General features: G+C 36.0%; 11 protein-coding genes. 6 read left to right on the top strand and 5 right to left on the bottom strand.

Annotated features, from left to right (window positions below; translation table 11 throughout):
- Positions 1 to 105 precede the first annotated feature (105 nt).
- Positions 106 to 783 carry a RadC family protein gene (gene radC / locus ACF3OB_RS04485; RefSeq protein WP_042006140.1) on the top strand — a complete coding sequence of 226 codons (678 nt, stop codon included), beginning with the start codon at positions 106 to 108 and terminating at the stop codon, positions 781 to 783.
- Between the two features lie 186 nt (positions 784 to 969).
- The gene (gene polA / locus ACF3OB_RS04480) at positions 970 to 3,774 is read left to right on the top strand and encodes a DNA polymerase I (RefSeq protein ID WP_392448521.1); all 2,805 of its coding nucleotides are present in this window, start codon (positions 970 to 972) and stop codon (positions 3,772 to 3,774) included.
- An 81-nt stretch (positions 3,775 to 3,855) separates the two neighbouring features.
- On the opposite strand, the gene ACF3OB_RS04475 is transcribed toward polA, so the two are convergent.
- From ACF3OB_RS04475 to ACF3OB_RS04460, 4 genes are all read right to left on the bottom strand, one after another.
- The gene (locus ACF3OB_RS04475; protein WP_392448519.1) at positions 3,856 to 4,434 is read right to left on the bottom strand and encodes a PhnA domain-containing protein; all 579 of its coding nucleotides are present in this window, start codon (positions 4,432 to 4,434) and stop codon (positions 3,856 to 3,858) included.
- A gap of 19 nt (positions 4,435 to 4,453) precedes the next feature.
- A complete protein-coding gene (rnpA, locus tag ACF3OB_RS04470) occupies positions 4,454 to 4,858 on the bottom strand; it encodes a ribonuclease P protein component (protein ID WP_042006106.1) in 405 nt (134 codons plus the stop codon).
- Positions 4,859 to 4,862: 4 nt separating this feature from the next.
- On the bottom strand, positions 4,863 to 6,728 hold the full coding sequence (locus ACF3OB_RS04465; protein WP_392448517.1) for a M1 family metallopeptidase: 1,866 nt from the start codon (positions 6,726 to 6,728) through the stop codon (positions 4,863 to 4,865).
- 191 nt (positions 6,729 to 6,919) lie between these two features.
- A complete protein-coding gene (locus ACF3OB_RS04460; RefSeq protein WP_392448516.1) occupies positions 6,920 to 7,888 on the bottom strand; it encodes a helix-turn-helix domain-containing protein in 969 nt (322 codons plus the stop codon).
- A 71-nt stretch (positions 7,889 to 7,959) separates the two neighbouring features.
- Here ACF3OB_RS04460 and ACF3OB_RS04455 point away from each other — a divergent pair, with 71 nt between their 5' ends.
- The 4 genes from ACF3OB_RS04455 to ACF3OB_RS04440 all read left to right on the top strand — a co-directional run bounded on the left by ACF3OB_RS04455 (position 7,960) and on the right by ACF3OB_RS04440 (position 12,896).
- Entirely contained in the window at positions 7,960 to 10,332 is a 2,373-nt protein-coding gene (locus ACF3OB_RS04455) for a TonB-dependent receptor (RefSeq protein ID WP_172917649.1), read from the top strand.
- A gap of 26 nt (positions 10,333 to 10,358) precedes the next feature.
- The gene (locus ACF3OB_RS04450; RefSeq protein ID WP_095894013.1) at positions 10,359 to 11,600 is read left to right on the top strand and encodes a hypothetical protein; all 1,242 of its coding nucleotides are present in this window, start codon (positions 10,359 to 10,361) and stop codon (positions 11,598 to 11,600) included.
- A 63-nt stretch (positions 11,601 to 11,663) separates the two neighbouring features.
- Positions 11,664 to 12,095, top strand: a complete 432-nt coding sequence (locus ACF3OB_RS04445; protein ID WP_157909020.1) for a DoxX family membrane protein — start codon at positions 11,664 to 11,666, stop codon at positions 12,093 to 12,095.
- A 12-nt stretch (positions 12,096 to 12,107) separates the two neighbouring features.
- On the top strand, positions 12,108 to 12,896 hold the full coding sequence (locus tag ACF3OB_RS04440) for a hypothetical protein (protein WP_095894015.1): 789 nt from the start codon (positions 12,108 to 12,110) through the stop codon (positions 12,894 to 12,896).
- A 110-nt stretch (positions 12,897 to 13,006) separates the two neighbouring features.
- Here the strand turns inward: ACF3OB_RS04440 and ACF3OB_RS04435 are convergent, their stop codons facing one another.
- On the bottom strand, positions 13,007 to 14,791 hold the full coding sequence (locus ACF3OB_RS04435; protein ID WP_095912316.1) for a M14 family metallopeptidase: 1,785 nt from the start codon (positions 14,789 to 14,791) through the stop codon (positions 13,007 to 13,009).
- Position 14,792 lies beyond the last annotated feature (1 nt).

Below are 14,792 nucleotides of genomic sequence, written 5' to 3'. Positions count from 1 at the left end.
TTGCAAAAATAATCTATTTTTTTGATATTTTGTAATTTACATTTTTTTTTCTACTTTTAGCATTGAATTTTTGAAAACTATAAAGCTATGTCAACAAATACGCATATTTCTATCAAAAATTGGTCGGATGATGACAAACCTCGTGAAAAAATGATGGCACAGGGTAAAAATGCACTCAGTGATGCCGAATTGTTGGCTATTTTGATAGGTTCAGGCAGTCGGAATGAAAGTGCTTTGGAATTGAGTAGGCGTATTCTGACATCGGTAAACAATAATTTAACACAATTAGGAAAGTTGACATTGAAGCAGTTGCAACAATTTAAAGGAGTAGGGGAGGCAAAGGCAATTACCATTCTCGCAGCTACAGAATTGGGTAGACGCAGAAGCGCTGAATTACCCGAACCACAGCCAGTCATTAAAGCCTCAAAACATGTTTTTCAGCTTATGCAACCCATTATTGGAGAGTTAGCTCACGAGGAGTTTTGGGGAGTGTTCCTAAATAATGCCAATCGTGTGCTTCACAAAACACAACTTTCAAAAGGAGGAATTACTCAAACGGTGGTAGATGTGCGTCTGTTGTTCAAAGCTGCCATAGAGTGGGGAGCAGTAGCTTTAATTTTGGTACACAATCATCCATCAGGGAATTTAGCACCCAGCCAAGCCGATAGGCATATTACCCAGAAAATAAAAATGGCAGGGGAGAGTTTGGATATTAAATTGTTGGATCACATCATTCTGAACGAAAAAACATATTTCAGCTTCGCTGATGAAGGAGAACTTTGAGAGTTTTGTATTTTTGTGGGAAATATTTTTTTTGAATTTCAGTAGGTTGTGAAAATTCAAAAGAAATGATGCTTGTCATTTTTTTTGCGGATTGCTTTTAAAAGCAAAGTGTCATGAGCCAACAATTTCGCCAAAAATGTGTACCTTTGTCCGATTGAGAGTTTCGGTTAATAAAAGATCAATAAAATGTCAAAAAAAAGACTATTTCTATTAGATGCTTATGCGTTGATTTTCAGAGGATATTACGCATTTATCAAAAATCCACGAGTCAATTCCAAAGGGCTCAACACCTCAGCTATTTTGGGGTTTATGAACTCGTTGTTTGATGTTATAAAAAAAGAGCGTCCAGACCATCTGGCGGTGGCATTCGACAAAGGAGGAAGTGTCGACCGGTTGGAATTATTTACGGACTATAAAGCCAATCGGGATGAAACCCCTGAGGCTATTCGTATAGCAGTGCCTTATATTCAACAGATTTTGAGAGCTTTGCACATTCCCATCATCGAAAAAGAAGGTTATGAAGCCGATGATATTATTGGAACCCTTGCTAAACAAGCCGAAAAACAAGATTATCAGGTGTTTATGGTTACTCCCGATAAAGATTATGCTCAGTTAGTTTCTGAGAATATATTCGTATATCGCCCTGCTCGGATGGGAAATGATGTCGAAATTTGGGGTGTTGACCAAGTAAGAGAAAAATTTGAGGTAGAACGTCCAGATCAGGTGATTGATTTTTTAGGAATGATGGGAGATGCCGTCGATAACATACCAGGATTGCCTGGAGTTGGTGAGAAAACCGCAAAGAAACTTCTTGCTGACTTTGGTAGTATGGAAAACTTACTCGCTAATACCGATAAACTCAAAGGAAAACTGCGTGAAAATATCGAAAAAAATGCAGAAAAAGGACTGCTTTCCAAAAAATTAGCAACTATTATTTTGGATGTTCCAGTGCAATTTGATGAAACCGATTTTGAACTGTCGCAACCCGATATGGAGGCTGTTACCAAAATTTTTGAAGAGCTCGAATTCCGACAACTGCTTCAGAATCTTATCAAAACTTACCAGACCACAGCTTCAGCAACAAAGCAAATCGAAGCTCCGTCTGATTTATTTTCTTCGGAAACAGCCCCTGTAGTTGTGCAAGGTAATTTGTTTGCAACTGAGCATATTTCTGAAAGAAAAAACATACAAAACACACCACATTTTTATCAGTTGGTAGATACTCCAATGGCATGTAAAATTCTTATTCAGAATATATTACAACAGAAAGAAGTCTGTTTTGACACAGAAACCACGAATCTTGATAGCTTGGAAGCTGAATTGGTTGGTATTGCTTTCTCATGGAGTGCAGGAAAGGGTTATTACGTACCTTTCCCTGAGAATCAACAACAAACGAGCAAACAACTCGAAATTTTTCGACTATTCTTTGAAAATGAGCATATTACGAAAATAGGTCAAAATCTGAAATATGATATTAAAGTATTACACAATTATGGAATAGAAGTTAAAGGATTGATTTTCGATACTATGATTGCTCATTATCTCATCAATCCAGATATGAGGCACAATATGGATGTATTGGCGGAAACGTATTTGAACTATACCCCTGTCTCCATAGAAAGTCTTATCGGGAAAAAAGGTAAGAATCAGTTGTCGATGCGTCAAGTGTCGCTTCATGACCAAAAGGAATATGCTGTTGAAGATGCTGACATCACATGGCAACTTAAGGAAGTTTTTGAAGAAAAGTTGAAATCATCGAAGGTTGATGAATTATATTATAATTTGGAAGCTCCTTTAATTCAGGTTCTTACGAAAATGGAACTTGAAGGTATTCGTTTGGATACTGATTTTCTCAAAGAGTTATCAGCAGGATTGGACGACGATATAGCTACTTTAGAAAAAGCTATTGCTACTGAAGCAGGGGAGGAGTTCAATTTGGCATCTCCCAAGCAATTGGGGGATATTCTGTTCGAAAAATTGAAAATTGCTAAAAATCCTAAAAAGACCAAAACAGGGCAATATGCCACTTCCGAAGAGGTACTTTCAGCATTTGCAGATAAACATTTGATTGTTTCTAATATATTAGAATGGAGGCAGTTACAGAAATTAAAGTCTACTTATGTAGATAGTTTACCTAACGAGGTAAATCCCAAAACAGGGCGTGTCCATACAACCTACATGCAAAGCGTTGCAGCTACTGGACGATTGAGTAGTAATAATCCAAATTTACAAAACATCCCAATTCGTACTGAACGAGGACAGCAAGTACGTAGGGCATTTGTACCTCGTGATGAACAACATGTACTACTCGCTGCGGATTATTCGCAAATTGAATTACGGATAATTGCTGCACTAAGTGAAGAGCAAAATATGATTCAAGCATTCTTAAACAAGGAAGATATTCATCGCTCCACCGCAGCTAAAGTGTTTAATGTTCCTATTGAAGCCGTTACACGCGAACAACGTAGCCATGCTAAAACCGTGAATTTTGGGATTATCTATGGAGTTTCTGCCTTTGGACTTAGCAACCAAACAGATCTTTCACGTACCGAAAGTAAGGAACTCATAGAAACTTATTATGCTACATATCCAAATTTACGAGCGTATATCAACAAACAAATATTTTTTGCTCAGCAACATGGTTATGTTGAGACAGTGTTGGGACGAAGACGCTATTTGCCAGATATTCATTCACGTAATCAGGTGGTTAGAGGAGCTGCTGAGCGGAACGCCATCAATGCTCCAATTCAAGGAAGTGCCGCCGATATTATTAAAATTGCGATGATTCGTATTCAAAACCGTTTGGAAAAAGAGCAATTTCGAACCAAAATGCTCTTGCAAGTGCATGATGAATTGGTGTTTGACGTTCCCTTAGACGAATTGGAAACCGTGAAGTCCGCTATCAAATACGAAATGGAAAATGCCTTTTCGCTCGCCGTTCCCTTAGTAGTTGACTTGGGAGTGGGCAAAAATTGGTTAGAGGCTCATTAACGATACGTTTAAAACCACATAGAGACATAGCATAAAATCAATGATGTTTCTATGTGGTTTGAATTATATATTTCCCAAGGGCTATACTTTTTTAACATATTGTGTAACAATCACAATCTGTTGTCCGTCCACTTTTCCTTCGATGTATTGAGCGTTTTCTCTATCCAAGGATATTTTCCGAACGATAGTTCCCTGCTTAGCAACCATACTCGAACCTTTTACTTTCAAATCCTTGATTAACACTACGTTATCTCCTGCTTCAAGTATTGTCCCATTGCTATCACGATGAATAATACGTTCACTTTCGTCCAAATGGTCGTCCGAAGCCTTAGCAAAGGCCAACTCTTCATCGTCTAAATACATCATGTTTAATAAATCTAACGACCATCCTTTTGATTTTAAACGATTTAGCATTCTCCACGCCATTACCTTTACGGCTCTATGTTCGCTCCACATACTGTCATTCAGGCAACGCCAATGGTTTGTATCCATCATTGCGGGATTTTCAATTTGGGTTTTACAGGTTTCGCATGCCAACAGGCTACCATCAACACCGCCTGCTCCCACAGGAGGAACTTCATAAATATGTAAATTCTCCGTTGCTCCACACAATTCACAACAGTTTCCACTGCGATTTTTTAATTCTTGAAGTAAATTCATAAAAAACTTTTTATTTGGCTTATTTTTCTAATGTGCAATCTTTTGTTTGAGTTTCCAAGACTTGTGCAAACTTCTCGAAACATCTATTTACTTTGTTGAAAATCAAATCATAAGTAGGCATGTCTTTACTTGTAAAAATAAATGCTAAAGCATATTTTTCATTCGTAAAAGTAGCTAGTTGATGTTTTTGTAATCGATAGCTTTCGCGTATAAGCCGTTTGATGCGATTACGATCTACAGCTTTTTTAAAATTACGTTTCGGAACACTGATAAGTAGCTGAAATTGAGTGTTCTCTCGTCTTTTTTCAATAGGGATGTACAAGAATTTAAGTGGGAAACTTTGAACACTTTTTCCTTCTGAAAATAATTTTTGAATATGCTCTAATTTACAGAGCTTTTCCTCTTTTGAGAAACAAAAATTCATGATTCTATTGATTCGTAAACGAATTGTTTTGACGATTAATATCTATTGTCATTTCCGATGGGTCGATTTCAACTCCGTGAAGTTCTTCAAACGGCACATCTATCTCAAAGGTGTAAGTAGGGGTTGCCCATCCCCATGCAGGGAATACCTTTCTCTCATATTGATATGGATTAGATTTTTCCCCAAATTGCATACGCAACGGAATGTAGCAATAGGTTACTTTTTTACTTTTATCAACCACAAATAAATCAACAGGTAGTGGTAATGCTCCAATACGACGCAAAGTAATTTCGGTTTTTTTACCTTTCGCTTTAACGCTTTCTATGGCATAGTCCACCGTGTGAGTAGTGCTGATAAATTCATTTAAAAACCATCCAAGTTGCATACCCGATACTTTTTCAGCAACACGTACAAAGTCGTTAGGATGTGGGCTTTTTAAAGCATATTCTTTGTAAAATTGTTGTAACGTTTTAATAAGGTTTTGTTCTCCAATGATATATCCCAATTGAGTTAAAAATAGCGTTCCTTTGCTATAAGCCATTACTGAATAGGCGAAGTTTCGTTGAAAACGGTCGGCATGTGTAGTAGCTGGTTCTTCCCATCCTGATTTTATCAAACGAAAATATCTTTTGTAAGAACCTTCGAATGGATTTGTTTCATTTTTGGTAGGGTTGATAACTAATGCCATTGCCAAATCTTCAATAAATGATGTAAAGCCCTCATCCATCCATGCATATGATCCCTCATCGGTGTTGATAGCATGTTGAAACCAAGCGTGAGCCAACTCGTGAACGGCAGTGCCCAACAAATCATCGTAATTTGCACCACCAACTAAAAGGGTACACATTGCATATTCCATTCCTCCATCACCTCCTTGAATAAAAGAGTAGCGTTCCCATGGATATTTACCAACAAGGTTATTGAAAAGTTCAAAGGTTTCTACCAGTTTAGGTTGTATTTTTTTCCAATTTTCAACTTCGGTTTTGTATAAGAAATGAAATGTCTTTCCGTTGTTTAATGTAATTTTATCGTGTTTAAACTGAGGGTCGGCAGCCCAAGTGAAATCGTGTACGTTGGAAGCTACAAAATGCCACGTTTTGGTTCTTCCTTTAGTTTTTGGTAAAATGACTCCTTGTTTTTCATAACCAAAACCAATTTCATCGGCATTTATCAAAGTACCACTCCCTCCAAGTACATAATTTTTATCAATGGTAATTTTCACATCAAAATCACCAAAAACTCCATAAAATTCGCGACCGATATATTCTGTTGGATGCCAACCACGATAGTCATATGCCACTATTTTTGGATACCATTGAGCCATTGATAAGGCTACTCCATCAGGATTATTACGCCCCGTACGACGAATCATAACAGGAACTTGAGCGTCAAATTCCATTGTAAAAACTCCTTTTGATTTGGGCGGAATTGGCTTGTTGAGTTTTACTTTCAAAATTGTGCCTTCTGTAGTATGCTTCACAGCAATACCATCTTGTTTTAACGATTTTACATTAATATACCCTATTTCGTTAGGTTTCAATTTAGCGATACGACTCTCGTAGACAGGATTTTCCGCAGTTCCCAAGTTCTTAACCATCCTACGGTCAGGGTCAGCAATTGACTGTAAACGAAAATCCATTTCGCTATTAGGCTGAAAAGCATTCAAATAGAGATGATAAAAAACTACTTGCAAGGTGTCAGGAGAATTATTGAAATACGTGAGTTTTTGTTTTCCTTTATATTGAAAGTTTTTTGCATCAACATCAATTTCCATTTCATAATGGACTTTTTGTTGCCAATAAGTTGTATTTTGGGCATTTAAGTATGCAAAAAAGAATGGAAGTAAGGCAATAAGACCGTATTTCTTCATAGTATTATTAATTTTGAAATTAAACGTAAAAGCACAAAGATATAACTTCTGTACAAATAGGCAAAATCAATTTTTAGAATTAGAGGAGAAAAACAATCTCAAAAAATTACACTTGCTAATGGAATTTAAGATATAACCATACTATCAACAAGTTAAAATTCTGATTGGTTTTGGAGTTCTATAACAGACAATTATTTTTCACTTGGGGAAATACCCCAAAATCGTTTGAAAGCATTTGAAAAATTAGCCGTGTTGGAATAGCCCAACTGGTATGCTATTTCTTTGATTGTAAGTTCTTTTTGTTCGAGATACATTTTAGCTTTGTGCATTCTGTATTGTTGAAAATATTCAAATATAGTGCAACCGAAATAACGTTTAAAGAGTATTTTTAACTTGTTGTCATTCATACCCACTAATCTTGATAATTCTATGATGGTGAGCGGTTTTTCAATATTTTGCTCCATTAAATTTTTGACTTGCAAAAGCAACTTTTGGTCTTTTAAACTGATGCCATTGGGGTCAAAACTCCGCTCGGATTCGGATAATATACTTAGAAAAATTTCTTGAACTTTTATATTCAGATATTCTTTTTTCAAAAAATCTGGCAAATTGCACTGCTTTATACCTCTAATAAGTTCATAAACTGTGTGAGAAATTGGTAAATATTCATCGAAAAGCATTGCAGGTTCTTGATTTTCAATTCGTTTAATAAAATTATCTATGATAGCATTATTCCCATAATATTCAAATATTCTATGAAGAGGCATATGCACATCAAAGGTCTTGTATTCTTGTTGAGATTGAAAAGAAATTCCGCTTTTTTCTCCATTGATATACAGTAAATTACAATGCAATTTTTTTGCTATTTTTCGCTGGGAAGGATTGATATAAAAAGGTATATCATTTTCGCCTATATTGATTTGTATTTCCAAACTGGGAACAGAAGACTCACCATCCAAATGTATCGTTTTTTCTCCTGAAAAAATTTGATTTTGAAATAAAGTAAAGTTTTCAGTATTGATTTGAGTATGATGAAAATACCCTCCGCTACCAATAGAAAAATAAGTAGCTGGATATTCCGTAAGTAATTCTAAAATATTGTATTCGTTTAATTTATATTCCATAATTCCCAAATTCACAACCGAAAATTCGTATCTCACAACCCAAGAAGCATTTTTCGTCTTACTTTTGCGACAAATATAATTAGTTTTATTTAGATAAAATAAATATAATGAGGTTTTTAAAAGTTATATTTTTTACGCTGTTTCCTTTTATGAGCGTTTTTGCTTGTCCTGTGAGTATCAATGTATATGACTTCTCACTGAACTACCCTTTGAAAGAACTTCATTTACGCCTCGTAGAGCAAAAATTCGTTCCGAATGATAAAGGCATCGTTTATTTTGAAAATATAACATCTGGACGATACAATATTGAAATTTGGCACAAAAATAAGCCTATACATAGCGAAGCAATTACCGTAGATTGTTCTTTGCCCAATAACGAAATTCGTGTATCAATGTATAGTTATGAGCTGAGTGAAGTTATCGTTGAAGCCAAAACGCAAAAACAAAAGTTGAAAGAAAGCCCGTTCAGTGTGCAAGTAATTGATTTAAAAAACGCCCAACATAGAGCCGAGAACATAGGAACCATTCTTAACCAAACTACAGGAATAAAATTACGAACCGATGGCAGTGTAGGAGCTTTGTCGCAAATCAATTTGGGAGGTATGCAAGGAAAAGCCGTTAGAATTTTTAAAGATGGAATGCCAATAGAACTCTATGGTCATAGCTTTGACCCGTCGATGATTGCCCCTGAACTTTTGGAGCAAGTAAATATCTATAAAGGAACATTACCCATTGAATTATCGGCAGATGCCTTGGGAGGAGGAATAAATTTTCTGACAAAAATCCCTAAAAAAAATCTGTTGCATATTACGGCTACGGCAGGGTCTTTTGGTACTTATAAAACTACGCTGAATGGTTTTCTAAAATTAAATGAATCAGGAGATTACTATCTTGGTATGCAAAGCAGTTTGGTTACTTCTGAGAATAATTTTACCATCACAGCTCCATTGTATGATTCCAATACTTCTACAATCAAAAATATAAATGTACCAAGATTTCACGATGCTACTGAAAATATGTACGGAGAGTGGTATGCTGGGGTTAGAAATAAAAAATGGGTAGAAAAACTAAAAGTAGGCGTGCTATTTTCTTCTCTATATAAAGAAATACAACATAGTGCCGATATGTCAAAAGTATTTGGAGAGCCATACGCTAAGGAAAAAAATATAACTCAATATCTTCAATACCAAAATGCTTTTTTAAACCAAAGATTAAAACTGAATATCAATACGGTTTATAGTCTTTTTAAGAATCAGTTGATAGACATAAGCAAAAAACGATATGATTGGTTAGGGAATGTATCGGCTGAAACGAACGAACAAGGAGAAATCCATAGAGGAAATGAACAGCATCTGAAATTTAATTTGTTTCATTGGAGAGTAAATACAAGCTATAAACTCACCGATTCACACCAAATAGAATTAGGAAACACTTGGCATCAACAAAAACGAATAGGAAGCGACCCATTAGGAGCTATTTCACCCATTACAAACTCTGATGTATTGGCGTTTCCTGCACATTACAGACGAAACATCGCCGCTATTGGGCTTTCTTCCTTTTGGTGGGATAAAAAGATAGAAACCGTATTCGCACTAAAACATTACCAATATTCCGCAAAAGGTTTTAGTACAGATAATTACGGATTTTCTTGGCAAGCCAATCATCAAGGCAAAAATATAGGCTACACCGCAGGAATAAGCGTAAAAGAAAATCGATTTTTATTAAAAACGACTTACGAAAACGCCACTCGATTGCCTGATGAATATGAACTCTATGGCGATGCCGTCCTGATAAAGGAGAATTTAGAACTAAAACCTGAAAGCAGCCACAACTTCAATTTTATAGTTGATTTCACATCAAAAAACTATCAATGGAATAGTAATTTCAATATATTTTATAGGAAAGTATCCGATATTATCTTCTTGCAGCTAGATATTCCATTCAATCGATATATCAATTATCACAATACGAGAATATTAGGAGGAGAATACGAACTGACTTACCGACCGTCTCGCCGATGGGAAACAGCTGTGAATATTACTTACCAAGACATTCGTTCGGTCAATGTTGAAAAGACAATGAAATTTTTAGAAGGTGCACGCGTACCCAATATTCCGTATTTCTTTGGAAACCACTATACAAGATTTCATTTTTTTGATATTTTTAAAAAAGAAGACAAACTAAGTTTTCATTATCATATCAATTATGTGCATCGCTTTTTTTTAAAGGCAATGAGCAGAAAAGTAGAGCCGCCCTTGTTTGGCAAACTCCAAAAAGTAGCTACGGAGTTACTTATTCCCAACGATAATAGATTAGGTATGGCAAGTGTTGATGCAGGAATTAGCTATTTCTTCCATCGTCCTCAAGTAAGTTTGAGCCTTAATGTGTATAACTTGACCAATGAAAAGCTGTATGATAATTTTAGGGTTCAAAAGCCTGGGAGAGCTTTCTATTTCAAAATAGCGTATCATTTTAATTAAAATTAAATTCTAAATATATAGTAATTATGACAAATCAAAAATTTTTAAAACTGTTTTTCGTTGCACTATTAAGTATTGTTTTTGTGCAATGTAATCGTAATGATGAGGATTCCCCTACTCCTTCTACGGGAGAAAGTAAGGACACTTGGGTAATCTACAACGGTCAAGCAGACTGGTCGGGAGGTATCTATACCTTTCAGGGAAAACCCAATGGGGAAGTATCCCTTGACGGAAAACCATTTCATCAGTTAGCCTATTCGGCAGGTGGTCGTACCTTTGGCAATCATCTTTATCGTTTGGATGCCTATGTAAATAAAGGACTTTCTAAATTAAGATTAGAAGATAACGCTACCATTTCCGATGCGGGCTTGCTTTCTACGGTAAATAACACCTATGAAACAAATTATCTTGTTGTGAGTGATTCCGAAGGCTATTATTGGGACTTATCTCGTGGGGGATTAAAAATTCAAACCTTTAATCCTGCTACGATGCAACGCACAGGCGAAATTGATTTATCTTCTCTGTCGGAAGGAGAACCTTATGAAGCTGTGGGGCAACTCATTTTAGCGAAAAGAGACAACAAACTCTATATGGATGTGCAAATCGGAGAACGACAAGCTGGCTTATGGCAAGTAGTGCCTAAGAGAAAAGAAGTGGCAATCGCGGTTTATAATCTTTCCACTCATCAACTGGAAGGCGTAACCACATTTCAAGGGACAACACATCTATCACTTTTTTCAGACCACCCACTATGGAGCATAGATGCCGTAACGGGAGATTTGTATATGGTAGCCGTTGGCGATATGAAAAATCAATCGCAAATGTATTCGTCTAAAATACTAAGAATTAAGAAAGGTGAAAATCAATTTGATACTACTTTTGTTTTAGATATCAATGATTATCAATTTCCGGCAGAATTTAACCGTATTTTTGCCCATAACGGCAAGGTATATACCACCATTCCATCAAGAGCGGTTTCTTATTACGGCGGAGGACAACACGGGATAAAATACCGAGCAGATGTTTGGCAATGGACAGAAATAGACGCTCAAACCAAGCGGAAGAAAGCATTAGACATACCTGTGGATAATTATACTTGCTATCAAAATCCTTTCTTATATAAAGACAAAATATTCTTTATTTCTAATAATGTAACAGATGGATTTTCAGGTCTTTCTTCTTACGACCCTACCAATGGAAAAACTAAAGTAGAGTTTCAACTCAAAGAAAGTGGAAGACTAATGGGCGTGAATGTAATACAGAAATAACGATTTTCTAAAATCCGAGTTATTCACCTAATTCGGATTTTTTTAAATTTAACTATGACAGATATGAAAAAAATAAAATGGGTTGCGACGGTATTGGGCTATTTGTTTCGTGCTTTTTTAGCCTATACATTTATTCCTCACGGTTGGGAAAAACTAACCATGCGAATCAATCCGCAAGAGTATATTGATTTTGGTTTGGGCGGTGATTTTCTGGATTTTTATCTCATTTGGGAAAACACAGGTTTTATATACCTCATTGGTTTCGCACAGTTGGTCGGCGGATTATTACTAATCCCTCGTTGTACCTATCTGTTTGGGGGGATTTGGTTACTGCCTATGTGTATCGGTATGGTGGGTTGCCATTGGTATATTAGCCATGCTACGGATTTTTTATGGTTCGATATAATAATTTTAGTGATGAATTTGTATCTCATCGCCATACATTTGCCCGAACTCTCAAAAGTATTGTTCAAAAAGCGAGGAAGTTGGATATAATTAACTAATAATATGAAACCTTCTTATCAGTTATTACTCAATCTTGTAATGCGTGAATATTTGAATTGGTATTATTTTGAGATACCACCTCGCTACGATCGTAATTTACTATTGTATATGCAGTCGTGCGACGACGAACATTTTGTACGTTTCGATCTGACGAACATAGGGCAAATAGTTTATGTACCTTTAAAATACCGTTCACTCACCGGAATGCACTTATTTAGTTCAAATATGGCAGTTCGTAAAGAAAAAACACAAGAGTTGTCGTCTATCAGTTATGAAGATGCTATCCTACTAATTGTGCAAAATATTAGTCCTGAATATACAAAAGAACGATTGAAGTCAGATACTCAGCATATCATTTACAACTATATGCAAAAGCAAATGAGTAGCTTAGAATCTATCGTTCCGTCTGCAAAGATAAAAAAAAGGGAGGTAAATTTGTCAAACTCATATATCCCCGTACAGAATCTTTTTAATGAGTACGGTAATGCAGAAAACTTTAAGGATTTTCAATCTCTGCTAAATGTGTATATTGAGAAATCAGATTTATCACAAGAGGAAAGTATAATTGAATGGGTGAAAACTTATTGTTCAGTTGTATCTGAGAAATCATTACAATTATTTTCAAATGAAGATACGGCAGTATCTTCATCATTACATAATACTGCGATGTCTTTTACTCAGCAAAATATGCCTAAGGATATTGTTTTGATGAAAGGAATTCCTTATGTAAATAGGTATTTTAAAGAAAGTGATTTTAATGAGGAGAAAATCAAAAATTTTCGAACGGAGTGAACTGTTAATTTAGTAATTTTTACATCCGTATATATATATAGCCTTTGTGATAATCTTTTGGGGAGCGGAATTGTACGCGTCAAATCTACAGGAGACTTAAGAGCGCACCTTTATTCCACTCTAAAAATTGGGTATCGCAGGTGTGATTTCTCGTAATGAGGTGTTTGTCGGTAAATCCAATTTAGTTGTTCGTAGCTATTTTTAGCGAAACTCGGGTCGTTTTTTTTGAGTAATTCCAATGAGTCTCGAAGTTGTGGATGTTCTTCTAAAAAAGCTAAGGCGGTTTTTTCAAATAAATAGGGTGAAAAATGTTCTTTCTGCTGTAAAATGGCATCAAAGAAGTTCCAATTGAAAAATGAATCAGGAGCTTCTGGCTCTAAAACTTCTAACAGATAACGTTTCGCTGGTTGGTCTAAGTGTATAATCCAATCACCTTTTGATAGTTGTATTTCTGTTTTGTGTTTTGAAACTTCCGTATCGAAATGGAGATAATGCCCTTCAAAAGGAGTATCTACAGTTTTATAATTTTCAATGCGGTAATAAACAACCGACATGAGTGTGTCTCTATTTATTTCATTCATACTTACTTTGTTAGCCCTGAGCCGATCAATGATATTTGTCCATGCTTTAGGAACAACGTACGCTTGTGGTACCTCCACCTGTTTGGTAGGTACATAGTGGTTATAGTACGGAATTTCTTTCACATAGGGCTGATTCCGATCATAGTGCAAACGTGGTAGTCCTGTAACTTCACTGATGAGAGTATCCGCTTTATAACCGTAGAATGTTATGGACGACACTTGTGAACTATCTAATTGCCATTGAATGGGATACGATTTTTCTGTAAGGGCTATTTCTCTTTGTTTAGTACGTAGCTGTTTGATGTTTTTTGAATCATTTTCAAGTAATTCCAATAGAGCCTTCATCATCTCATAATTCGCTTCGACACGCTGTTTGTAAGGCTTCAGCATGTGGGTTTCGATTAGTATACTCATAGTACCCCATAGGCTTGTGTATCCTGTGGAATAACGAGGTGTGTCGAGCATTTCTCTGTATCCATTATCAGGGGTTGTATTCCAAACAGTTACGTAAGGAGCCAAGTGTAGAAAAGGCTTTTCAATAGAATCATTCTTCACACTATTCTGGTGTGTGATTAACTTTTCGGATAGATTCGGAATTAGGGTATCTTGCATATATCCGCCAAGAAAAGAACCTAATTTTTTTGGCTGAGAGATGGCATAGGTAAGTACATGTTGGTAGTCCGCACCATTAGTAACGTGGTTATCAATGAAAACATCAGGTTGTATCAAATGGAATATTTTTGCAAAAGAAAGAGCGTTTTCAGAATCTGATTTCACAAAATCACGATTTAAGTCCAAGTTTTTAGCGTTACCTCGAAATCCATATTCCTTAGGGCCATTCTGATTCACACGGGTTGTTGAATTTCGGTTCAAAGCTCCACCTATGTTGTAGACAGGAATAGCAACTACAACCACATGTTCAGGTGTTTTTATCTGTTTTTCAGCCAAATTGCGAAACAATAGCATTGTAGCATCAATACCATCGGTTTCTCCTGGATGTATCCCATTATTTATCAGGATAATAACTTTATCTTTTTGAAGTTTAGTAAAATTAAACTCAGCATCTGTGCTGTAAGTAACGATGTGTAGAGGTAGTCCTGCATCGGTTAGCCCCATTGTTTTTAGATTGATGGAGCTATATTTTGCAGATAGGTTTTTGTAAAAATTGATTACTTCCTCATAGGTTGCACTCTCCTCTCCATTGGAAGTTTCAAAACGAGTAACAAAGCTTTGTGTTTCCGAAAAAAAAGGAGGCTCACAGCCTACCAGTGTCCATCCGATAAGTGCAATTAAGATATATATGTTGTTTTTCATT

This window comes from Capnocytophaga canis (assembly GCF_043187445.1).
In the GTDB taxonomy this organism is placed as follows: Bacteria; Bacteroidota; Bacteroidia; order Flavobacteriales; family Flavobacteriaceae; genus Capnocytophaga; species Capnocytophaga canis.
This window is presented reverse-complemented; position numbering and strand designations above follow the sequence as displayed.

Excerpts from the sequence above, each read along its gene's own strand:
- ACF3OB_RS04445 (WP_157909020.1), top strand. The coding sequence starts at position 11,664 with ATGAAAAAAATAAAATGGGTTGCGACGGTATTGGGCTATTTGTTTCGT.
- ACF3OB_RS04455 (WP_172917649.1), top strand. The coding sequence starts at position 7,960 with ATGAGGTTTTTAAAAGTTATATTTTTTACGCTGTTTCCTTTTATGAGC.
- ACF3OB_RS04465 (WP_392448517.1), bottom strand. The coding sequence starts at position 6,728 with ATGAAGAAATACGGTCTTATTGCCTTACTTCCATTCTTTTTTGCATAC.
- ACF3OB_RS04450 (WP_095894013.1), top strand. The coding sequence starts at position 10,359 with ATGACAAATCAAAAATTTTTAAAACTGTTTTTCGTTGCACTATTAAGT.
- polA (WP_392448521.1), top strand. The coding sequence starts at position 970 with ATGTCAAAAAAAAGACTATTTCTATTAGATGCTTATGCGTTGATTTTC.
- ACF3OB_RS04475 (WP_392448519.1), bottom strand. The coding sequence starts at position 4,434 with ATGAATTTACTTCAAGAATTAAAAAATCGCAGTGGAAACTGTTGTGAA.
- ACF3OB_RS04435 (WP_095912316.1), bottom strand. The coding sequence starts at position 14,791 with ATGAAAAACAACATATATATCTTAATTGCACTTATCGGATGGACACTG.
- rnpA (WP_042006106.1), bottom strand. The coding sequence starts at position 4,858 with ATGAATTTTTGTTTCTCAAAAGAGGAAAAGCTCTGTAAATTAGAGCAT.
- ACF3OB_RS04440 (WP_095894015.1), top strand. The coding sequence starts at position 12,108 with ATGAAACCTTCTTATCAGTTATTACTCAATCTTGTAATGCGTGAATAT.